General features: G+C 54.6%; 18 protein-coding genes. 11 read left to right on the top strand and 7 right to left on the bottom strand.

The features are described 5' to 3' along the window. Positions 1 to 22 precede the first annotated feature (22 nt). Complete coding sequence (locus tag K7H08_RS10315) at positions 23 to 1078, top strand: TRAP transporter substrate-binding protein (RefSeq protein ID WP_231657856.1); 1056 nt, start codon at positions 23 to 25, stop codon at positions 1076 to 1078. A gap of 154 nt (positions 1079 to 1232) precedes the next feature. On the opposite strand, the gene K7H08_RS10310 is transcribed toward K7H08_RS10315, so the two are convergent. Next, positions 1233 to 1493, bottom strand: coding sequence for a hypothetical protein (locus K7H08_RS10310; protein WP_231657855.1), 261 nt, complete (start codon positions 1491 to 1493; stop codon positions 1233 to 1235). A 5-nt stretch (positions 1494 to 1498) separates the two neighbouring features. Next, positions 1499 to 3178 carry an FAD-dependent monooxygenase gene (locus tag K7H08_RS10305; RefSeq protein ID WP_231657854.1) on the bottom strand — a complete coding sequence of 560 codons (1680 nt, stop codon included), beginning with the start codon at positions 3176 to 3178 and terminating at the stop codon, positions 1499 to 1501. A 165-nt stretch (positions 3179 to 3343) separates the two neighbouring features. Between K7H08_RS10305 and K7H08_RS10300 the strand changes: the two genes are divergently transcribed. Together K7H08_RS10300 and K7H08_RS10295 are read left to right on the top strand one after the other, a co-directional pair. After that, positions 3344 to 4129, top strand: coding sequence for a helix-turn-helix transcriptional regulator (locus K7H08_RS10300; protein ID WP_231657853.1), 786 nt, complete (start codon positions 3344 to 3346; stop codon positions 4127 to 4129). A 155-nt stretch (positions 4130 to 4284) separates the two neighbouring features. Next, positions 4285 to 4731, top strand: a complete 447-nt coding sequence (locus K7H08_RS10295; RefSeq protein ID WP_231657852.1) for a DUF6455 family protein — start codon at positions 4285 to 4287, stop codon at positions 4729 to 4731. Between the two features lie 113 nt (positions 4732 to 4844). Here the strand turns inward: K7H08_RS10295 and K7H08_RS10290 are convergent, their stop codons facing one another. From K7H08_RS10290 to K7H08_RS10280, 3 genes are all read right to left on the bottom strand, one after another. After that, positions 4845 to 6305 carry a sodium-dependent transporter gene (locus K7H08_RS10290; RefSeq protein WP_038479146.1) on the bottom strand — a complete coding sequence of 487 codons (1461 nt, stop codon included), beginning with the start codon at positions 6303 to 6305 and terminating at the stop codon, positions 4845 to 4847. Positions 6306 to 6697: 392 nt separating this feature from the next. Further along, on the bottom strand, positions 6698 to 8260 hold the full coding sequence (locus K7H08_RS10285; protein ID WP_231657851.1) for a sigma-54-dependent transcriptional regulator: 1563 nt from the start codon (positions 8258 to 8260) through the stop codon (positions 6698 to 6700). 72 nt (positions 8261 to 8332) lie between these two features. Next, the gene (locus K7H08_RS10280) at positions 8333 to 8809 is read right to left on the bottom strand and encodes an Lrp/AsnC family transcriptional regulator (protein WP_231657850.1); all 477 of its coding nucleotides are present in this window, start codon (positions 8807 to 8809) and stop codon (positions 8333 to 8335) included. A gap of 129 nt (positions 8810 to 8938) precedes the next feature. On the opposite strand from K7H08_RS10280, the gene hppD reads away from it, so the two are divergent. The 8 genes from hppD (at position 8939) to K7H08_RS10235 (ending at position 19000) form a co-directional block, all read left to right on the top strand. Beyond that, positions 8939 to 10045: a 4-hydroxyphenylpyruvate dioxygenase gene (gene hppD / locus K7H08_RS10275; RefSeq protein WP_038479155.1), complete on the top strand. Its 1107-nt coding sequence runs from the start codon at positions 8939 to 8941 to the stop codon at positions 10043 to 10045. A gap of 46 nt (positions 10046 to 10091) precedes the next feature. Then, positions 10092 to 10457 carry a Rieske (2Fe-2S) protein gene (locus K7H08_RS10270; RefSeq protein ID WP_231657849.1) on the top strand — a complete coding sequence of 122 codons (366 nt, stop codon included), beginning with the start codon at positions 10092 to 10094 and terminating at the stop codon, positions 10455 to 10457. Positions 10458 to 10801: 344 nt separating this feature from the next. Beyond that, positions 10802 to 12379, top strand: a complete 1578-nt coding sequence (locus tag K7H08_RS10265; protein WP_231657848.1) for a pyridoxal phosphate-dependent decarboxylase family protein — start codon at positions 10802 to 10804, stop codon at positions 12377 to 12379. An 18-nt stretch (positions 12380 to 12397) separates the two neighbouring features. Then, the gene (locus K7H08_RS10260) at positions 12398 to 13726 is read left to right on the top strand and encodes a lysine N(6)-hydroxylase/L-ornithine N(5)-oxygenase family protein (RefSeq protein WP_231657847.1); all 1329 of its coding nucleotides are present in this window, start codon (positions 12398 to 12400) and stop codon (positions 13724 to 13726) included. Beyond that, the gene (locus tag K7H08_RS10255) at positions 13723 to 14895 is read left to right on the top strand and encodes an MFS transporter (protein WP_231657846.1); all 1173 of its coding nucleotides are present in this window, start codon (positions 13723 to 13725) and stop codon (positions 14893 to 14895) included. Before K7H08_RS10260 ends, K7H08_RS10255 begins: the two co-directional genes overlap by 4 nt. 2 nt (positions 14896 to 14897) lie before the next feature. Further along, positions 14898 to 17345, top strand: a complete 2448-nt coding sequence (locus tag K7H08_RS10245; RefSeq protein ID WP_269438860.1) for a GNAT family N-acetyltransferase — start codon at positions 14898 to 14900, stop codon at positions 17343 to 17345. 82 nt (positions 17346 to 17427) lie between these two features. Further along, positions 17428 to 17949, top strand: a complete 522-nt coding sequence (locus K7H08_RS10240; RefSeq protein ID WP_038479171.1) for an RNA polymerase sigma factor — start codon at positions 17428 to 17430, stop codon at positions 17947 to 17949. A 124-nt stretch (positions 17950 to 18073) separates the two neighbouring features. Beyond that, complete coding sequence (locus K7H08_RS10235) at positions 18074 to 19000, top strand: YihY/virulence factor BrkB family protein (RefSeq protein ID WP_038479174.1); 927 nt, start codon at positions 18074 to 18076, stop codon at positions 18998 to 19000. A gap of 91 nt (positions 19001 to 19091) precedes the next feature. On the opposite strand, the gene K7H08_RS10230 is transcribed toward K7H08_RS10235, so the two are convergent. Then, a complete protein-coding gene (locus tag K7H08_RS10230) occupies positions 19092 to 21224 on the bottom strand; it encodes a TRAP transporter permease (protein ID WP_095603552.1) in 2133 nt (710 codons plus the stop codon). Positions 21225 to 21304: 80 nt separating this feature from the next. Beyond that, positions 21305 to 22330, bottom strand: a complete 1026-nt coding sequence (locus K7H08_RS10225) for a TAXI family TRAP transporter solute-binding subunit (RefSeq protein WP_038479180.1) — start codon at positions 22328 to 22330, stop codon at positions 21305 to 21307. Positions 22331 to 22397: the final 67 nt, after the last annotated feature.

The following is a 22397-nucleotide window of genomic DNA, read 5'->3' as shown; positions in this document are numbered from 1 at the left end:
AACGTCGTTTTGGAGTTTCCGCATGAAACAACCAGCTCGCTTACTCGTGGGTGCTATCGCGCTTTCCAGCATGGCGTTCAGCATGTCTTCATTTGCCCAGGCAACGATCACCGTTAGCACGTGGGGTGGGCCGAATCACGGAATTAATACCATTGTTTGGCCGACCTGGAAGGCGTGGATTGAAGAAGCCACTGATGACCGTGTCACGGTAGAAGTGGTACACGATATGGGGCCTCCTCCCGCACAAATGGAGATCGTTGCTGATGGTATTGCAGACGCCAGCTGGATTTTTCACGCCCATATGGCGGGTCGTTTTCTAGCCACGCAGTTACCTGAATTCCCCACCTTTGAGGAGTTCTCTTCAGAAGATGCTTCTGCTGCCTATTGGCATACCCACCAAGAGTATTTGCAGCAAGCCAATGAGCACCGCGGTGTTGATGTCGTTGCGATGGGCGTACACGGGCCAGGGCAAATATTTACCCGTGACCAAATAAGCTCAATTGATGAGCTTGCTGGCAAACGGCTGCGCGTGGGCGGCGGAGTGATGAGTGGCTTAGCCGAGGCAATGTCAGTGACCGGGGTTTCCATTCCTCCGACAGGCACCTACGAAGCGGCCTCCCAGGGCGTTGTCGACGGTGCGATGCTAACGCTTGAGAGCTTGCGCAGCTTCCGTGTGGCTGAAGTTGCCCCGCACACCCTTACCGTAGACGGCGGTTTCTATCGCGGCAGCTTTGCGATTGTTATGAACCCGATGTTCTGGGACCAAGTGTCGGACGAAGACCGCGCGGCGATTGAAAGCGTATCAGGTGAACGGCTTTCACGCTTGTTTGGCTACATGATGGATATTTCCGACCAGCGCGGCGTTGAGTTTGGTGAAGAAAATGGCGCAACCTTTACCCAAGCATCGGAACAAGACATTGATTACCTGAGGGGCGTTGCTACCAACTTACAAGATGCCTGGAGTGAGTCGATAAAGAGTCGTGGTGTTGACGCGCCTGCCGCACTTGCCTTCTTTCATGAACAGTTAGTCAATGCAGCGGCCGAAGAGCGTATCGAAGCGAGTGTTGTTAGTCACTGAGCTGTTCTTTACTAAACGTTTATTATTAAACGTGCTTGGCTAAGCACTCTTTATCCAACACTCGTCGTCAAACACTCGTTATCAAATACGCTCTATTCTATGAAAGAGGGGGAAACACTTATTTCCCCTCTTTCTGCTTCTCTCTTACCTACTGCTAATCCCCGCTTCTAATTGCCTCTTTACTTTTCCTCTCATCAAGTCGGGTACCCTCGCGCGCTTCATTAATCGCCGCGACTACCTGATTGATATCGGGTATCCGGTGCGCAAGCGCTAACGCCAGTTGGGCAAGCAGTAGTGTGTGCTGCGTCTCAGGTACCGAATCAAGCATGACGGCTAGCTGTTCATAAACCTGTTCAAGGTCGGCAAACGGTAAAACTGCTTGTGAAGAGGCTGTTGATGTCGATATCGCTGTCATGAGCATTATTCTCCTAGTGCTTTCTTGAAGGCGGCGCTAAGGGAAGCAGCATCAACTGCTTTCCAGCGGGCGGTGATATGACGATCAGGGCGTACTAAGTAAGCGCTTCCAGAACTGGCGTCATAACCATCAAAACAAGCACCCTGGTGATCAATCAATGTAGTAAAAAATGCCGGGCTGGCATGACGGGCAATCACCAATACATCCAGACTGCTGTAGTGTTTCTGAAGGTCAACTAAGACGGCCTGTAGCTCAGGCGTGACGCTACCATCCTCACTAAACAACAGCAGGTTGAACCCCGTTCCCAAGTGGTCGAGCAAGAAGTTGTTTTCGCCTAATCGGCGATTGATTAACGGTGCGCCAGGTATCGGACCTGTACTAAAACTCTTGTCATCCTCTGCCGTCACTAGGCTTTCAGCATAGGTGTAGGGCGTAACTTGCCGAGGATCGGCAAAGCGGCTTGCGTAGTCGTTACGTAGAGCCAACGATAGTGCGGCATCTCGCATCAACCGATACCCCTGACTGGGCGGGGTCATAAAGCGGGTGCTCTTACCGGCATTCGCGAAGACCTCTAATGTGGCACCACGCCGTTCTGGACTATAACTATCCAACAGTTTCTCGGAAGCCTCGCCTTTGAGTACCCAGGCTAGCTTCCAGGCGGCATTAATCGCATCGGCCAGCCCGTTGTTAAGCCCACGCACACCAAAAATGGGGACTAAATGGGCGCTGTCGCCAATAAACAGCACACGGCCATGGCGATAATCGTCGAGGGCCAGCGTGTAGGCTTTGTAAAGGCTCCACCACTCAAGCTCCCACTTCCCCTCTTCGCCTAGCATCTCGATGATCATACCAACGCGTTCACGAATGGCGCTCTCGGTAACAGCCTGCTCGGGGCTCTCGTTCGGCAACAGTTGATAGTCAATGCGCCAAATATCATCAGGCTGTTTATGCACTAGCAGAGTAGATTCAGGCATTACTGAAGGGCTGAAAAAAGCCCTGCGCTCGGTCGGAAAGTCAGACTTCATGCGTACATCAGCAATTACATAGCGTCCTTCATAGGACTCACCGTGTAACGAAAGATCAAACGACTTGCGCACAACACTGCGCCCACCATCCGCCGCCAGCAGATAGTCGGCCTTCAATTGGTACTCCCCCTGCGGAGTGGAAACACGCAGTGTCACGCCGGTGTCATGCTGCGTGACATCGTTAACTGCCTGCTGCCAGCGCATTTCGATTAAGGGGCTTTCCAGCGCTTTATCGACCAGAAACTGCTCAATATACTGCTGCTGAAGGTTGTACATCGGCAGAAAGCGTTCGTGTTCTGAGTGTGGCATCTCAAAACGATAGACTTCCTGATCATGGAAATAGGAGCGCCCTCGCGTCCAGTCAAGCGCTTTGTCGATAAATTGCTGCTCGACGCCTAATTGTTGGAGTATTTCCAAGCTATGACGGGATAGGCAGATCGCTCTGGAACCGTCATTGAGCGTCGCCTTATCATCAAGCAGTACAGACTGAACACCTTGACGCGCCAGCTCCAGCGCAGCGGCGACGCCGACAGGACCTGCCCCGACAATGGCAACCCGGTGCTGTTGCCTCTCACCTATCAATTCAGCGGGACACACAAAGGGGAAATGCGGATAATCAAAATACAACGAGTCAAGCTCACCCTTGCCTGCTGGTCGCATGACATACTCCTAATTACTGTTATTTTTAAAATTGATGTTTTACGGAGGGTATATGGGCCGTATAGAGCGCTAGCCTACAATGAAGGTTGCGGGGGAGTTGTCCCGTAAAAAACGGGACATAACTGACCGTTAGCTTTAACTCATCTCGTGATGGCGGGGGGATATATGAAAGAAACGGCTAATACTCAGCTAACCGAATGGGGAAACCTTCTGCCAAGCGTGGCGACCTGCATCGAGGCCGTGGAAAGAGACAACTTCGAATGCCAACTGCTCGCGTTACTGCATCAAGCCGTTGGTATCGAACAATGTATGATTTTTGGCTACTCGACGAGCGGTGAGATCGATTGTTTGCTGGCCGCCAATCATCAGCTTCCACGCGTTGCTGATCGTCTGGCTCACATTTACGTAAGTGGCCTGTTCCGACAAGATCCGAATTACCTGCAGCTAAGCAAACTGGCAGGCCAGCCGGAAAATACACCTACCGACGTTTTAACTACCATGCAGGTAGAAGCGATGTCGCCGGCATATCGTAGTCATCTATTTGCGTTTCCAGACCTTATTGACAAGGTATCACTCAACATTGCCGCCAAAGAGGGCGCTTATTATCTTAATCTCTATCGAGGCACTCGGAGAGGCCCTTTCACCTCAGCTAATCTGGATTGCTTAAATAGCTTAGCGCCGCTGATGACCAGTTTAATTCGCCGCCATTACAGCAATGCCCCCGCCAGGCCCGAGCGGCTTAGTTCTTGCGAAGCTGCCGCGCTGGCCCCGCTATCCGAACGCGAGCGTCAGCTGTGTCTCTATCTGCTACGTGGCCACACGCTCAAAACAGCGGCGGCTAAACTCGATATCGCTTTTTCAACCACTGAAACCTACCGCAAGCGTGCCTACGCCAAGCTAGGCGTAGCGTCTAAGGCAGGCTTAGTCGCACTTTGCAAAGCTGGTAAGTAGGATAAGATCTTCGTAACGCTATCATCGTCACTTAGTAGCAACCATGGCCCCGCCTGTTTGTTTCACTTGAAACCAACTTGATCCGCGTCAAGATAGTTTATCTCTCGTCGGTTGATACTGATGTCATCATCAAGAACCGCCGAGGGAGAATGACCATGGATACTGCCCAGCATACAGATACCACCTCTTGGTGGGGCCGCCTCACAGAGCGCTGCTATACAGCATCAACCGCGACGTTAGCCCGCAACATAAACCAGCAAGCAGGCGCTAGCTATGATGCACTTATCAACGACCTGGAAAGACCGCTAGAGCCACGCTTTGAGCAGGCAGTGGCAAGGCAGCTAGCAGCAGGCCAACCCGCTCATTTCAGCCCAGCCAAAACCTTAATGCCAGTTATGATGCAGCGCTTCGGTCTTAAAGAGAGTGAGCTTCATGGAAATGGTCTGATAAATCATGCCGACTATCGTACACTGCGTGACACCTGCAACGCTTGCGCAGCCGTTGGCGATTGTTGGAAAGCGATGCGGGCAAGTGCCGAGCTTGATGAGTGCCGCCGCTTATGCCCTAACGCCAATGCCTTTGATGCCTTAGCGGCACAGTGAAGCGTGTTGATTAACATACCAGCAACGTATCTCTCTAACGCAAAGCGCTCCCATCGACTATCGATGAGAGCGCTTTGATGACTCTTCTTAATGTCTTATTCTAATGAGTTGCTTCAGGAAGCCTGATGCCGCAGTCGTGGGCTAGCTAACTCTCCCACCACGGTAATAACCACCAGCAGGGCTAGCAGCCACGGCCACTGAGTGCCTACTTGAAGGGTGGCAAGGCCCAGCGCATCGATGAAAATTAACACGATGCCTAACGGGCTGACGTAACGCACCATAAACAGCCACAGCGTGTGTTGGGTACGGGAGAGCCCTAGCTCCTCTCTAAATAGCTCAGTACGCAGCAGGAAGCCTGCCATCAGTGCCGTACCTAAACCGCCTAATGGCATCATCCAACGGGAGGTCAGGTAATCCAGCCAATCGAAGAAAGTGCGGCCTGCCACCGTCCAATCCGCGCCCATATTGAAAGACAGCATTGCCAAGGTGCTTACCAACCACAGCACGATGCCCACACCCCAGGATGCCCGTTTGCGCGTCATCCCTTTGCTTGCAACTAGCCAGGCCACTGTCGCTTCGATCATTGAAATCGACGACGTAAGCGCGGCCATCGACAGCATCACAAAGAACAGGACGCCAAACAACGTACCAAACGGCATTGCTTGGAAGGCCAGCGGTAAGCTCATGAAAATCAATCCTGGCCCTTGGCCGGGATTCATTCCGTTAGCGAAAATAATCGGGAAAATAGCCAAGCCTGCCATCAGCGCGACAACGGTATCGGCAATGGCCACACTGAATGTCGTGCGCGCAATGGAGTGCCCTTCTGGCAGGTAAGAGCCGTAGGTAAGAATGGCACCAGACGCGAGCGACAAGGTAAAGAAGGCATGCCCCAGTGCCGCTAAGAGCCCTTCACTGCTTAACCCTTCGGCATTAAAAGAAAACAGAAAAGACCAAGCTTCGGCAAAGCCACCAGAAAAAGCACCGTAGCCAATCAGTATGCCCAGCATGATCACCATGCCTGGCATCATCCAACTGACACTCTTTTCAATACCTGCTTGTACGCCCTTACCGACGATGAACATGGTTAGCACCGTCACTAGCGTGCTCCAGGCGCCTAACGTGAAAGGGTTGGCATTATTAGCGGCAAAAATTGCTGCCATATCATCGACGCTATTACCGGCCAGTCCGCCGCTCAGCATTTTCCACAGATAGGAAAATGACCAGCCAGCGACGACCACGTAGAACGACAGAATCATGAAACCACACAGCATGGCCATCCAGCCGAAGATCGACCAGAAACTGCCGCGCCCTGACTCATGTACCACTCGACGGATAGCATCAATCGGGCTACCCCTACCGCGACGCCCGAAGCTGATTTCAGCCATCATGATAGGAACACCTACTGCCAATATGCAGGCCAAATAGACCAGCACAAAAGCGCCACCCCCGAACTCGCCAGTGATGTAAGGAAACTTCCAGATATTACCCAGGCCCACTGCAGAGCCAGTGGCTGCCAGCACAAACCCCCAGCGGCCCAGCCACAGCGTTTTGGGGGGCGTATTTGTCGTTGTCATTGGGAAACCTTATAAATTTATATTGTTTTTTAGGCTATTTATTATGAGCAGCTAGAACAGCTACTTAAGAGCGATTAACTGCCTATAAAAGCCAACCAACTGCGGTCAATCAGTCATAAAGAGCAATCTATAAAGAGTCTATGGAGATAGCCATAGGGCAGGAATGGGGTTAAATCGCATTCGGCGAGGCGCTACCCGCGGAAGCGGCATAAAACTGTAAAGTAATCGTTACACCCAGAAAAAAATGCCGAAGAGTGGTGTCTTGCCGTTGTATTTTTCTGACAAGCTGTAAACAAATCGTGACAGTTAATTCACCTGCTATACGTACTTTTTTAAGATTTTGCTTAAGTAGAGTCTTGAATACGGCTTAACGTGCTGTTCCAGGTACGGTTTCAAGTGCCATCTTGAGCACCAATACCGTAACGCTTGAGTTTATTCGCAATGGTTGTGTGGGAAACACCCAACCGCTTGCCTAACTGGCGGCTGGAGGGATGCTGCTGATACAGCGTACTCAAGATATTCTTTTCCACCTCGCCTAACATGTCGCTCAAGCTTCCCTCTAATGGAATACCCGCCAGCTCAGGCGATACTTCACTGTGAGGAAGACGCAAATGCACCGGCTGAATGGCTTTCTCTTCACATAGCGACACCGCCTGGAACAACACATTTTCCAACTGACGCACATTGCCCGGCCAGTCGTAGCGGATGATTTTTTCCAACGCAGCAGGTGAAAGTTCAGGCAAAGGGCAGCCTATCTGACGCGCCGCACGATCAAGCACATAGGCAGCCAACTCCTCGATACCATCCAAACATTCGCGTAAGGGAGGGACCTGTAGCAACAGCACATTAAGCCGGTGATAAAGATCCAGCCGAAACAGCCCTTCACTACATAACTGCGGCAGGTTCTGTTGAGTGGCACAGATCACCCGGACATCCAGGAAGGTTTCCTCGTCGCTACCCACACGCCGGAAGCCTCCATCCTGAAGAAAACGCAACAGCTTTGTCTGCAGCCGCGGGCTCATTTCACCGACTTCATCAAGAAACACGGTGCCGCCTTCATTAAGCTCCAGCAAGCCAAGCTTGCCTTCTGGCCGAGCGCCTTCAAAAGCACCGGGCGCGTAACCGAAAAGCTCTGTCTCGGCCATTGATTCTGGCAGCCCAGCACAGTTGAGCACCACAAACGGCGCTTGCCCGCGGTGGCTTGCCAAATGACAGGCTCTGGCGACCAGCTCTTTCCCAGTCCCCGTTTCCCCTACAATCAGCAGCGGGGCATCCAGTGGCGCCATGCGCCGCGCCTCATTGATCACGGCTGCCAATCGCGAACTCGACTGAAAGATGGCCTCAAAGCCACGCAGTTCCTGGCGCTGCACTTGATAAATACGTGCCCCGATACGGTCGGCACGGTGCAACGTCACCACCGCCCCAGCTAATGAATCTACTTTCGTGTCTTCGGTGTGCAGTGGCGCAATATCGGCAAGATAGGTGTCGCCTTTCAGTTTGATCCGCAGCCCATTGATACGTGAGTTATTGCGGCGAATCACCTCGGGAAGGTCGACTTCGTCAAGGTAACGATCCAGCGAGAGCCCAGGTACTTCTTGAACGCGCACCCCCAATACCTGAACGGCGATACGGTTGGCCGCTACAATGCGACCCTGCATATCTATCGACATAACGGGGTCAGACAGCGAAGACAGCAATGCATCTAACTCCAAATGACGACGCTCGCTGGGCATCAAGCTCGCGCGTTTGACGCCAAAAACGCCTGGGATAGCTTCCAGCACCGGCTTAAGCGTACTCAGTTGAGCATTAAGCAACTTCGGGACATGCAAATAGATGGTATTGCCCTGCTCGCCCCCAACTTCGCCCCGCGCGACATTTATGCGGTAGTCAGCAAACTGGGCCACTATATCGCGAAGAATACCGATACGATTCTGACAATAAAATTTAAGACGCATAGAACCCTCACGGCACAAAACTAACGTAGCTACTTAGGCTTTGCCTGAAAAGTCAGTGATTTCGGACATCGCCTAGCCACCACTCACCGGCAGCCCCTGCTCCTCTTTCATACTCCGCAGTATGATTTCAGAGCGAACCTGGGTGACATTAGGATGAGGGAGTAGATGATGATGAATAAAGTCTGAAAACTCGGTGAGGTCCTTGGCGATCACATGCAGTACATAGTCCGCATCCCCCGACACAGAATAAGCCTCACGCACCATGGCGTGCTTCGTCAGTAACGTTACAAAATCATCATCCATGCTCTCACCATGCGCTTTGAGATTAACGCGGGTGATCGCACGCAAGCCAAACCCCAGGCTGGAGGCATCAAGCCTCGCCGAATACCCCTTAATCACCCCTTCGGCTTCTAACCGCGCTTTGCGCCGGGAGCACTGAGAGGGAGACAAGCTGACACGTTCTCCCAACTCTGAATTGGTGAGGGCTGAGTTCTTCTGCAATACTGATAAAATTGCAAAATCATATCGATCCAAAGAAATCCCGTGCATAGAACACTCCAGTTGCGCACAAGATGTGCACTATTTGGCGTTATCTTAGGTTAGTTTGCAACCTAATTGCACCGCCTCTTCCCTATACTGAGCTTGTTCACTTACAAGACAATAATAGGAGAGACAGCGATGGGACCTTTTCCTCATGACGCGCCAAAAGTAACCATAAGCGATGCAAACCCAGCGGGCACCGATGGGTTTGAATTTGTTGAATTTGCCCATCCTGAGCCGGAAAAGTTAGACAGCCTGTTTCGGCAAATGGGCTTCGTCCCCGTTGCAAAGCACCGTGATAAGTCAATCACCGTTTATCGTCAGGGTGATATTAACTATCTGCTTAACAGCGAGCCTAACTCGCATGCATCAGCGTTTATTGAGGCGCACGGCCCCTGTGCACCGGCCATGGCTTGGCGCGTTGTTGATGCTCAGCACGCCCTAAAACGTGCCGTTGAGTTAGGGGCTGAAGAGTTCACTGGCAATAAATCCATCGATGCGCCTGCAGTTGTTGGTATTGGCGGCTCGCTGCTTTACTTTATTGATACGTATGGCGAAAAAGGCAGCTGTTATTCAAATGAGTTTGAGTGGTTAGATGAGGTAAACCCTAAGCCTAAAGGGTTTGGCTTTTACTATCTTGACCACCTCACTCATAACGTTATTCGCGGCAATATGGATACGTGGTATAAGTTTTATCACGACACCTTTAACTTCCGTGAAATACGCTACTTCGATATCACCGGTAAAGTCACCGGTCTTACTAGCCGCGCATTAACCTCTCCCGATGGCAAAATTCGTATCCCGATTAACGAGAGTGCCGACGATCACAGCCAAATTGAAGAGTACTTGCGCGAGTATAACGGCGAAGGTATTCAGCATATCGCCATTGCAACGAACGATATTTACACCGGCACTGATTTAATCGCTGACGCGGGGCTTGAATTCATGCCTGGCCCGCCGAGCATCTATTATGAAAAATCACTTGAGCGCGTAAAAGATCACCAGGAACCTCTCGATAAACTTCGTAACCGCGGCATTTTGATTGATGGCGAAGGCGTTGTGGGCGGTGGCGAAACCAGAATTTTGCTACAGATTTTCTCAAAAACGGTGATTGGCCCGATCTTCTTCGAGTTTATCCAGCGTAAGGGCGATGATGGTTTTGGAGAGGGCAATTTTAAAGCACTGTTCGAATCCATCGAAGAGGATCAAATTAACCGAGGCGTGTTGCAAAGTACTGCAGAATAGCAAAAACGCTAAATAACAAGATTAGCGCTGACGAAAAGGAAACACTGTGCAAGACGCTTGGCGTAACTATGCAAACGCCCCCCAAGAGGGGGCGATTGTTTGTCCTTCTAGCCTTATAGAAGAAGGCAATGCACACTGCATAGAAGTTATTAGTAACGATGAATCTTTCCCCGTCATTGTAACGCGCATAAATGGTGTCATTTATTGCTACGTCAATGCCTGCCCCCACCAATACTTACCATTAAATTACCGGTCAGAGAGTATCATTTCGTCAGATAGAAGCCGTTTGCTATGCAGTGCCCATGGCGCAGCGTTTGATATTAAAACAGGCAACTGTTTAACGGGCGCCTTCGATAAACTTGACGCAATACCGGTATTTGAAGACCAGGAAAGTAATGTATGCATTGGTTAAGCTGATATTAAACTAAACTCTTTTAAGAAGCCCCTCTAGCAATTATCAATTAACACCTACTCGTGATGGCCAGGTAGGCGTCTTCTGACGCCTATAGATCGCGATATTCATGTGCCCTCTTTTTCCTCGTTAGACGCTGGCGCCCTCCACCTTACAAAAAAAATTGCCTCTGCCGGTTCAGAAAGCGACGGCTGATACGTCGTGTGTTATGAACAAAATGTAATGATTATCATTTCATTAAATTTAATGGCGTTACTAACACTCGGCGCCACAGCAAGAGACGCAATCAATAGCTACCGGCGAACCTACTGCCTTGCAGCGCAACGGATAAACGAGATGACACCATGACGACAAAGGTTCTAGACGAGAGCAAGTCCCTCAGCAGCGCATTCGCTCCGCTGGCAACAAACCAACTGTTCAATGCCGACCATTCAGAAGCCTATTGGCAACAGGCCACTCGTTGCATCGACTTAGTAAGGCGCAAGGTCGCCCAAGTAGACCGCCCCTTCACCGGCACTCGCCCAGAAGAGCTGCGCGGATTGTTCCAGGCCATCGATCTTGACGCTCCGCTTGGCAGCCTAGAGCCTGCGCTGCAAGAGTTGTCACGGCTCTATTTGGATGATGCCGTTTACTTCCACCATCCTCGCTACGTGGCACACCTCAACTGCCCCGTTGTGCTACCAGGCATCCTCGCCGAGGCGATTCTCTCACCGATCAACTCATCCCTCGACACCTGGGATCAGAGCGCCGGAGGCACCTTCGTCGAACAGTCGCTCATCGACTGGACCGCTGCCCGCATTGGCTTAGGCCAGGACGCCGACGGCGTCTTCACCAGTGGTGGTACCCAATCGAACCTGATGGCGTTGATGATCGCCCGAGACCATTACGGCGCATCTCTTGAGGGGCACGGCGGCAATAAGCATGAGGGCCTGTCGGCAGACTTTCGGCGACTGCGCATTCTCGGCTCGGAGGTCAGTCACTTTAGCTTGCAAAAGTCGGCGGCAATTCTTGGGCTTGGCTATCAGGCGGTGATGCCGGTGGCTTGCGACGACCACTACCGTATGAGCCCCGAGTACCTCAAGACGCGCCTAGAAGAGTGTGTGGCGATGAACCTGATTCCCATCGCTGTGGTCGCCACTGCTGGCACCACCGATTTCGGCAGCATCGACCCCCTTGAGGAGATCGCCGCACTTTGCCGGGAGCATGGTATCTGGCTGCACGTGGATGCCGCTTACGGCGGTGGGCTGCTGTGCTCGCGACGCTACCGTCACCGTTTAGCGGGCATCGAGCACGCAGACTCGGTCACTATCGACTATCACAAAACCTTCTTTCAACCGGTGAGCTGCAGCGCGTTCCTGGTAAGGCGTCGCAGCGACCTGCGCTACGTGACCTATCACGCCGACTACCTTAACCCGCAATGCCAAGCCGAGGCGGGCACCCCTGACCAGGTCAACAAGAGCCTGCAGACGACCAAGCGCTTTGACGCCCTCAAGCCATGGCTGACCCTGCGCATCATGGGCGCCGATGCGCTCGGCGAGATGTTCGAGCAGGTCATCGACTTGGCTAGCGAGGCTTACAACGAGCTGGTCCGCCACCCAGACTTCGAGGTGCTGCTCGATCCTCCCATGAGCACCGTGGTGTTCCGCTACCGCCCGGCGAGCCTGCAGGAAACAGAGCTACTCGAAGCAGAGCTACTCGAAACAGAGCTAGACGAGCTCAACACCCACGTGCGTTCGACACTGTCCCGCAACGGCGAAGCGGTAATTTCCGCCACTCGCGTCGGAGGGCGGCTTTATCTCAAGTTCACCCTACTCAACCCGGATACCAGTCTCAAAGATCTGGTGGCCATCATCGAGCGTATCTCTCACCACGGCCAAGCATGGTGCGATGCCCAGACGCCAACCCGCGCAGTAGCTTCCTGATTCCAGCGAGATATGATCATGACACAGACTGTCCACGACTTTATCGCCATTGGCCTTGGCCCCTTCAATCTTGGCTTAGCCTGCCTCACCGACCCAATTGATGAACTTGATGGCCTCTTCCTAGAACGCCAAGACGGCTTCGACTGGCATCCCGGCATGCTGCTTGAAGATGCCACTCTGCAGACGCCTTTCATGTCAGATCTGGTCACCATGGCCGACCCCACTAGTCGCTTCAGCGTTCTCAACTACCTGAAACAACAGGGTAAGCTCTACAATTTCTACATCCGCGAGAACGTCTTCCTGCTGCGTAAGGAGTACAACCATTACTGCCAGTGGGCAGCCGCCCAACTAGACAGCATCCGCTTCGGCACCGAAGTGACTCGCATCGATTATGACGAGCCCGCGGGAATTTACCGGGTGAGCTGCCGCGACACCCATAGCGGCGAGGCCCAGATCCATCTGGCACGGCGACTAGTGCTTGGCACCGGTACTAGCCCCTATCTGCCGGAGGGCTGCCGAGAAGTAGACCCACGCCCGCTGCACTCCAGCGAGTATTTGCAGCACAAGGCCGAGCTGCAGCGCCAGGAGGCTATCACCCTCATTGGCAGCGGCCAGAGTGCCGCCGAGATCTACCATGATTTGCTCGCTGACATCGACCGCTTCGGCTATCGCCTCGACTGGATAACCCGCTCACCACGCTTCTTCCCACTGGAGTACGGCAAGCTGACCCTGGAGATGACTTCGCCGGACTACATCGATTACTTCCACTCCCTGCCCGAAGCCACCCGCAACGGGTTAATGCAGCGCCAGAAGAGTCTCTACAAGGGCATCAACCTGGAGCTGATTGATGCGATTTACGACCTGCGCTACGCCAAGGAGCTGGGCGGCAAGGTCCGTTCCGACCTGCTCACCAACACCAACCTGGAAACCTGCCGCTATGATGCCGAGCGCAGCGAGTACGACCTGACCCTGTGGCACACCGAGCAGCGGCGCCACTACCGTCACCGTACCCCAGCGCTGATCATGGCCACCGGCTACCGCTACCATGTGCCAGACTTCTTAGCGCCCATCACCTCACGCATCGCCTTCGACACCGCCGGACGCTACGCCGTAGGTCGCTTCTATGACATCGACGGCGGGCGCGGCGAACTCTTCGTGCAGAACGCCGAACTGCACACCCACAGCTTGGTGGCTCCGGATTTGGGCATGGGACCCTATCGCAATGCCTGCATCATCCGCGCCTTGACCGGTAGAGAGGTCTACCCCATCGAGAAGCGCATCGCCTACCAGCACTTCGGCGCTCCGAGCGAGGCCGTCTTTGAACCGATGGACGCGGAGCCTGCATGAGACCGACGCCCTGGCTGGTAAGTGTCACCGCCGTGGCGGTGGTCAGCGACTCCATGCTACTGCCCTTCTACCCGCAGTTTTTTGCCGATAGATTCGGTGTGACTGACCCCGCCCACGTCGGCGGCTACCTGGCCATGAGCTGCCTGGTGGTGATGCTGGCACTGCCTATCTGGGCATTGCTGGCCCGACGGTTCGGCACTCTGCAGCTGCTGGTGGGCACCCAACTCGTCGCCGGCGGCCTGAGTCTGTCCTGCGCGCTGGTCACTTCACTTCCGCTTTTCTGGGGGCTGTCGCTGGCCATGTTGGTGGCAAAGGCTAGTTACCTGCTGGTCTACCCGTACCTCATGCACTTTGAACCCCAGGACCGCCACGCCACCCTAATCGGCATGCTGTCAGTGGTGGTACATGCTGGCGGCATTCTCGGTGCCATCGTCGGTGGCTTGGTACTGGAACTCTGGCAGCCGGCTCGCGTGTTCCAGTTGATGGCGGTGAGCGATATTCTCCAGGTGGCGGTTTGCCTGCTGTTGCTCAGCCGCGGACAAGTGCCCCACGCGGCACCCGCCACTCCAACCTCTCCGAGCGCCAACGGCGCTATTCTGCGCTTGGGTGTGGTGATGCTGCTGTTCACCTTCAGCGCCTATCTGGCACGACCCTTTTTCGCCCAGTACTGGGCGCTAGCCTCGGGCCAACCGAGTGCGACGCTGGCTGGCGCGGTCTTCGCGATTCCCGGCGGTGTCGCCGTGGCGCTGCTGGCTTTCGATCTGTTGTGCCGACGCCCGAGCGGTGCGGCCATCGTTCTGCCCCTGGCAATCGGCCTCACGGGCCTACTGCTCCAAGCCAGTGGCGAGGTTATCGCCATCCTAGCGGGTCGGCTGCTACTCGGCTGGGCACTGTTTCGCGTCTCTGTGCGCCTGGAAGTACGTCTCTTCCAGCTCAGCACACCAAAACGCTACGCCAGCGACTTCAGCAAAATCCATATCTTCCAGGGGCTCGGCGTGCTCATCGCCTCCTGGGGCGCTGGTCGCTTGGTCGACACCCAGGGCCTGGCCAGCCCCTTTTTCGTCGCGGCGTTAGGTTTCGCCCTCTGCGCCCTCGCCTATCGCTTGCTGCTGGCCGGGCCATCGGCGAGCCAAGCACAGCCAACTGATCCCGTTTCTGCAAGGACCTAACCATGAACCTCTTTCAACCGACCCCGACCACACGCATCAACTACAGCCGCCACGCTCAAGGGCTAGGCTGCTTCAGCCTCCGCCCACTGCACCTACCCGAGGACCTGCCCCTGATACACGACTGGGTTACCGCTCCCCGAGCAAGTTTCTGGGGAATGCAGGGCCACTCGGCTGAGCGCGTTCTTGCCTTCTACCGCGACCTGCAGGAAAGCAATCAAGCACAGGGCTACCTAGGACTATTCAACGATCAACCTGCTTTTCTGGTGGAGTGCTACGACCCTCGCCACGATCCCATCAGTGAGCACTATGATGTGGCCGAGGGCGACCGCGGGATGCACTTTTTGGTGGCGCCTACCAAGACGCCGCTGACCGGCTTCAGCGTCCAGGTGATCACCACCATCCTGGCCTTTATGTTTGAAGACCCCGACACACGGCGCATCGTGGTAGAGCCGGACGTCAACAACCGCAAGATCCATCCGCTCAACCGCCGAGTAGGTTTTGTTTACGAACGCGAAGTGCAGCTGCCCGAGAAGACCGCTCACCTCGCCTTCTGCGACCGAGAAGCGTTCGCCTCGGCGGTGAGCCGCGAGAACCCGCGCATCACCCAGGTACTGGCCGCCGACCCCACACGGGTCACTTCCCACCTAACCCCCGACCACTGGGCTCAAGCCAACCGCTGGCTGACCCGCAAGGCGATTGCTGAGTTCTCCCATGAGCGCCTGCTGGCCCCCGAGGCACTGCACGTGGATACCAAAGGCAACGGCAACTACCGGCTGGCCGCCCCGAACGCGGCGGTCGAGTACCACTTCCGCGCCCGTCGTCTGGCGCTGGATCACTGGATGATCGACCTCGACTCCCTTGATAAGCGGGTCGATGGCGTATCAGCTGAGATCGACGCACAGCACTTCATCCTCGAATTCCGCCAGCCCCTGGGGATCAGCGATGAGATGCTGCCGGTTTACCTGGAAGAGATTGCCAGCACCCTGTTCGGCAGCGCCTACAAGCTAGACAGCAACCGTCCCGACGCCGATGGGTTAGCCGATGCCGACTTCCAGACACTGGAGGCCGCCATGACGGAGGGCCACCCAGTGTTCGTGGCTAATAATGGCCGCATGGGCTTCGACGCCGTTGACTACCACGCCTTTGCCCCAGAAGCCGCAGCGCCCATCACCCTGGTATGGCTCGCAGTACATCGCGAAGACGCTCATTTCAGTGCCATCGAAGGCCTAGACTACGAGGCACTGCTTTGCGAGGAGCTCGGCACAGCAACAGTAAATGACTTTCACCGACGGCTGGGAGAGCGCCATCTCGACCCCACGGACTACCTGCTGATGCCCGCTCATCCCTGGCAGTGGTTCCACAAGCTATCCATCACTTTCGCCGCTGAGGTAGCTCGGAACCGCATCGTCTGCTTGGGCTACGGTCACGATCAGTATCAGGCCCAGCAGTCGATCCGTACCTGGTTCAACGTGAGCCAGCCAAATCGGCGCTATGTGAAAACCGCACTGTCGATTCTCAACATGGGCTTTATGCGTGGTCTCTCGCCCAATTACATGCGCGCCACACCGACCATTAACGACTGGATCAAGGCATTGGTCGACGGCGACCCTGAGCTTCGCTCCCAGAGCTTCACGATCCTCCGCGAGGAGGCTGCAATCGGCTTTCGCCGCGATACCATCGAGCCAGCCTTCGATAGCCGTAGTGCCTACAAGAAGATGCTGGCCTGCCTTTGGCGAGAGAGCCCCATGCGCTACCAGTGCGAAGGTCATCAGCTGATGACAATGGCCGCCTTGCTACATATCGATGCACATCAACGCGCGCTGCTACCGCAACTGATCACTATTTCCGGACTTTCCACTGCTGACTGGCTGGGTCGCTACTTAAAAGTTTATCTGCGCCCGTTGCTGCACTGCTTCTATGCCTACGAACTAGTCTTCATGCCCCACGGTGAGAACCTGATCTTACAGCTTAAGGACGGCGTCCCAGTGCGTGCCATCATGAAGGACATTGCCGAAGAGATCGCCATCATGAATACCGAGGTGGAGCTACCCGAGGCCATTTCGCGAATCCGCCTCGATATTCCCGAGTCGCTCAAAATATTATCGATATTCACCGATGTGTTTGATTGTTTCTTACGTTTCATGGCGGGAATTCTTGTCGAGCAAGGCGACATAACGGAAGACGCCTTCTGGGAGCAAGTTGCACGCTGCGTCATTGATTACCAGCAGGACCATCCTGAGTTCGCAGAGAAATTCGACCAGCACGATCTGTTCGCACCAGCGTTCACCCTCTCCTGCTTAAACAGGCTTCAGCTCAGCGACCATCAGCAGATGCTTGATTTGGCTGACCCAGCAAAAAACCTCAAATTCGCTGGCAACCTAGCCAACCCCATTGCTGCTTTCCGGCCCATCACCTACACCAAGGCAACTCAACCAATGGAGCTAACCTGAGCCGTCCCACCGGGCCCGCGGTAAGGGCGGGCCCTACAAGCACCAACATCACTCGAGACCCTGACACTATGACCGTTTTCACATGACTGACCGCCTGGACCTCACCCGTCTGTATCGATTGCACGCCGGTGATCTAAATGGCTATTTACGACAACGGCTTCGCTGCCCTGCCCTCGCCGATGATCTCTGTCAGGAGGCGTTCTTGCGCCTGAGCCAACGGCCATGCAACGAAGGCCTTGAAGAGCCACGCGCCTATCTGTTTCGCATCGCCAATAACCTGATGATTGATCATCATCGCCGCTGTTACTCACGCATTGACCACCAGCCACTCGATGACCCTCACCTTTGCCTCGCCTGCCCCTACTCTTGCCCAGAAACGGCGACCGAAAGCGCCCTATGCCAGCGCCAATTGCGGCGAGCCATGGCATCGTTGCCACCACGGCTTCTCCAGGCGTTGACCTGGCACCGCCTGGAGGGGCTGACCCAAGCCGAGATCGGCCGACGCATTGGCGTTTCTGAACGCATGGCGGGACGTTACATTGCCCAGGCACTTGAACGCTGCCGCAATGAGCTGGTCGGGTCTGCGCCGCTGTGCCAGGAATAAACGCAACGCTGATCATTGCCTATCTTTTTGCCGGTCTGTGCGTCAGTCTATTCACTGACGCTTGTTGTCGCTGCACAATCACAGCCAAGGCATAGACATTGGCACACAAGGAGAATGGCAAACGATGGGGCGCAACCAAACGGCACTCAATGCCTTACTTTTGTTGCTGCCACGGCTGGCTCATTTTGCCTGGCGTGTAGTGTGTCACTTCCTGAAGAATCGCGGCATCCTGCTCGCCGGTGGGGTGGGCTATAATATTTTGCTCTCGATCGTGCCACTATTTGCAGTATTGGTTGTGCTGTTGACAAAAGTGGTAGATCAACAGCATTTACTCAGCGTTCTTGCTGTACAAGCGCGCCACCTAGCACCGGCCCATGCCGAAGTGTTGATGGACGCCGTCCGCAGTTTATTGAAGTCTCGCGGCGTCATCGGCATCCTTAGCTTACCCATTCTATTACTCTTCAGCTCCTTCGCCTTTCGCATGCTCGAAGATGCCTTGGCGATTATCTTCCATGCGCCAGAGAGCCCCCATATCAAGCGCAGTGTGTGGGTTTCAGTGATGCTGCCTTACGCTTTCATACTGGTGCTAGGGGCGGGGCTGCTGGCCTTAACACTGATAGTCACCCTGGCCAGCTCGCTCAATACGCTGATGATGGCGCTCTTTGAGCGAGAACTGCCGTTTGCGGGTTTATCCGAACCGGTACTCAACTTATTCAGTTTTGCTGGGGTTTTCTTGTTATTCAGCGCTATCTATAAGGTGCTACCGATCGTGCGTATCGCGTTGCGCCGAGCGGTAATCGGCGGTTTCGTCGCGGCACTGCTGTGGGAAGGCGTGCGGCTGCTACTGGTTTACTATTTCACTCACCTCTCGTTCGTCAACGCCGTTTACGGGTCCCTAGCAACGCTGGTGATTGTGCTGCTCAGCCTGGAAGTCGGTGCCATCATTTTGCTGCTGGGCGCCCAGGTCATTGCTGAGCTAGAGCGCAACACACGCCTCGGCCTGCCTTGGCATATTGACCCCGACCGACAACCCATCACCCACGTTGATTAAGACATTACATTGAAATGCCGCCATCAAAAGATGGCGGCATTTATTTGAGCGCTATTTATAAGAGGGCTGCCCCCTTTATGCTCGCCTAAAGTCAGGCCGTCGCATGAACCATCTGGCGGTCACGTCTGGCACTCCACACCAGCGTCATCAGAAACAGTGCCAAGCCCAAGAAGTCCAGCAGCAAGTTTCCGTGGGGCCACAGCATTAAAGCACCAATGGGGAACATGGCTAGGCGCAGCCACCAGGGCAACTCGCTTTCCAGATAGCCTTCCAGCCCTGCGATAATGGCGTAAATACCGAATAACGCGAAGGCAAATACCACCAGCATCTCGGCCGGTGTCCCGGTGATCATTGGCGACCAAACAAACAGCAAGGGAATGATGTAGAGGCCCTTGGCGATTTTCCAAGCGGTAAAACCGGTACGCATAGGTGGCGTTTTGGCGATAGCCGCCGCAGCGAAGGCAGTAAGGCATACTGGCGGAGTCACATTGGAGTCCTGAGATAGCCAGAAAATCACCATGTGCGCCGCCACCAGCATCATCGATATCGTGTGCGACGAAAGCGCCTGCTCGTAGAGTTGTGAACGGAAATCGTCCGGCACCACGGCCAGTAGTTGTTGGGCACTGGCAGCGTCCATCGGGGCATTCAGCGCTTCCAAAGCATCTGGCGCGGCAAGCATAAAGATCGCCCGTGCCTGCTCGGGCAAATCACCGGCCATAATCAGTTCTAACAGCTGACTTTGTGCCATCAGACCATACAATGCAGGTGCCGATAGTGTGCCCAATACGATGTAAGCGGCCGTCACCGGCAACCCCATCCCCAGTACAAGAGAGGCCAGCGCGATCAATACGATGGTGATTAACAGGCTGCCGCCCGCCCAATCAGAGATCATCAACGAAAAGATGTTACCAATGCCGGTCGTCGACACCACATTGACGATCAAACCAACCGTCAGCAGTAAAATGGCGGTGGAAACCATGTTGCGGGTGCCCAGTACCAAAGCGTCGATAATTGCCTGAAGCTTCATGGGTGAACGTGATAACCAGGAAGCAACGACCACCGACACGATAGCGATACCGGCAGCATAGGTGGGAGTGAAGCCATTGATAAGGGCGACGACCAGCACCACGAGCGGTAGCAGGTAGTGCCAACCGCCCTTCAATACATCAATCAGTTTTGGAGCTTGTTCCGTTTCTACCTGATGAGTACCGCTACGCTTGGCTTCGATACGCACGAACATGGCCACCGAAAGGAAGTACAGCAGTGCAGGAAGCGCAGCGACCCCGATGATGGTGAGATATGAAACCTGGGTGTAAGAGGCCATGATAAAAGCCCCCGCCCCCATGACGGGAGGCATAAGCTGGCCCCCGGTTGAAGCCGCGGCTTCAACGCCAGCCGCAAAACGCGGTGGAAAGCCCGCTTTACGCATTAAGGGAATAGTAATCACACCGGTGGAAACCGTATTGGCTACGCTGGAGCCAGACACTGACCCCATAAGCCCTGAAGCGAATACCGCGACAAACCCCGGGCCACCAACAAAGCGACCCGCGGCACAACGCGCTAGCTCAATGATGAACTCTCCAGCACCCGAACGTACTAGGAAGGCACCAAAGAGAATGAACATGAAAACGTAAGACCAGGAAATCCGGGCAATCGATCCCAGCATGCCGTCACCGCCGAGGAAGCTGCGAAACAGCACGGTTTCCCAGTTCAGCCCGGGGAAATTGAACACCCCGCCGACATAGCGCCCCCACCAGGCAACGTACGTCAGCGCAATGATACATAGCAGCGGGATAAACCAGCCGGTAGTCCGGCGGGCAAATTCTAATACCAACGCCAAAGCGGTAATCGACACGATCCAGTCAGCCAGGGAAAAGCGTACCCCACGGGCATAAAGCGCATCCTCAAAGCCGATTAAATAGAACGCACAGCCTAGGGCGGCTAGACCAAGACACACATCAACGGCGAGTAATAAGCGCTGACCGCTAGCCGAGCGCGCTTTGAACATCGGCACGGAAAGCGCGCACAACAGGCCGAACATACCGAAGTGTAATGCACTAACCCAAATCTCTGAGACAGTGCCCAGGGTATTGAAATAGATATGTGAGAAAGCAACGATGATGGCGAGCAAGCTCAGAATCCGCCCAAGCCAGGGGTGCTCAAGGCGCTCTGAAGCGCTGCTTGCGGATTCATCGCGCACCGTATCAGGTGTCGAATGACTCATGGTGTACCTCATAACACTAAGTAAGGCATAGGGAGGCCATCCGCCCGGCTTATGCCAGGCAGATGCAGGGCGATAGGCCTTCAGCCTTCGAGAAGATGCTCAGGAATTTCTATGCCTTGTTCCTGGAAATAGCGCGCGGCGCCGGCATGCAGTGGTATCGGCAGACCGTCGAGCGCTTTTTCCAGAGCCATGTCACGCGTTGCTGGGTGAATGTTGTTTAGAAACGGCAGGTTCTCGAACATGGCTTTGGTGATCTGATACACATGCTCTTCAGGCACATCGGCGTTAACCACCAAAATATTGGGCTGGGAAATGGTATTGATCGGGGAGTCTTGACCAGGGTAAGTGTCGGCGGGAATTTCGAAAGCGCTCCACACTGGGTACTGGCTGTTAATGCGCTCAAGTTGCTCAGCGGTCACGTTCAGCGTGGTAATGTCATCGCCCATATTGGCATAGGCGCTGGTCACGGCAGAGGCCGGAACGCCTGCCGGTATGTTCATACCATCTATATTGCCGTTCTGCATGGAATCAGCGCTGGCACTGTAGCCCAGGTAGGCAATATCCATCTGCTCCGGATCAATGTCCAGACCGGCAAGAATTTGCCGACCAGAGCCTTCGGTACCGGAATTGCGCGCACCAATGGAGAAACCGCGCCCGTATAGCTGAGCCAAGTCATCAATGGTGCCAGTATCGACAAGTGAGTCACGCATCACAAAGTGTTCGACGTTCTGCCACAGCATAGAAACTGAGCGTACGTTGTCATAGGCTTTGGGCACTGGCCCCTCACCGGACCATGCCCAGGCGCCGTAGAGCGCTTGCAGAATGCCGAATTGAGCCTGGTCATCATCCATCAGGCGCAAGTTTTCCGCTGAACCCGCCGAGCTGATGGCGGAAACGGAGATGCCGTGGGTAGGCTCGAGCTTGACACGTATCAGTGTAGAAAGTGCGACGCCTACTGGATAGAACGTGCCACCGGTGGTAGCAGTGCCCATGATGTATTGTCCGCCCTCGGTAGGTTCCTGGGCGGTAACGGCAGAGGCACTGACGCCGAATGCAGCGGCGGTAGCGAGACAAAGAGCGGTTTTAAGAAATTGGCGTTTTAGCATGGTGTTGCTCCCAGCTTATTGGAATTGTTGGAGTAATCACTACTCCTTCCCCAATAGAGCGAGAAGC

Origin of the sequence: Halomonas sp. IOP_6, from assembly GCF_021151565.1 — a bacterium.
Lineage (GTDB): Bacteria > Pseudomonadota > Gammaproteobacteria > Pseudomonadales > Halomonadaceae > Vreelandella > Vreelandella alkaliphila.
Note: the sequence above shows the minus strand (reverse complement) of the source record. Positions and strands in the feature narration are given on the sequence as shown.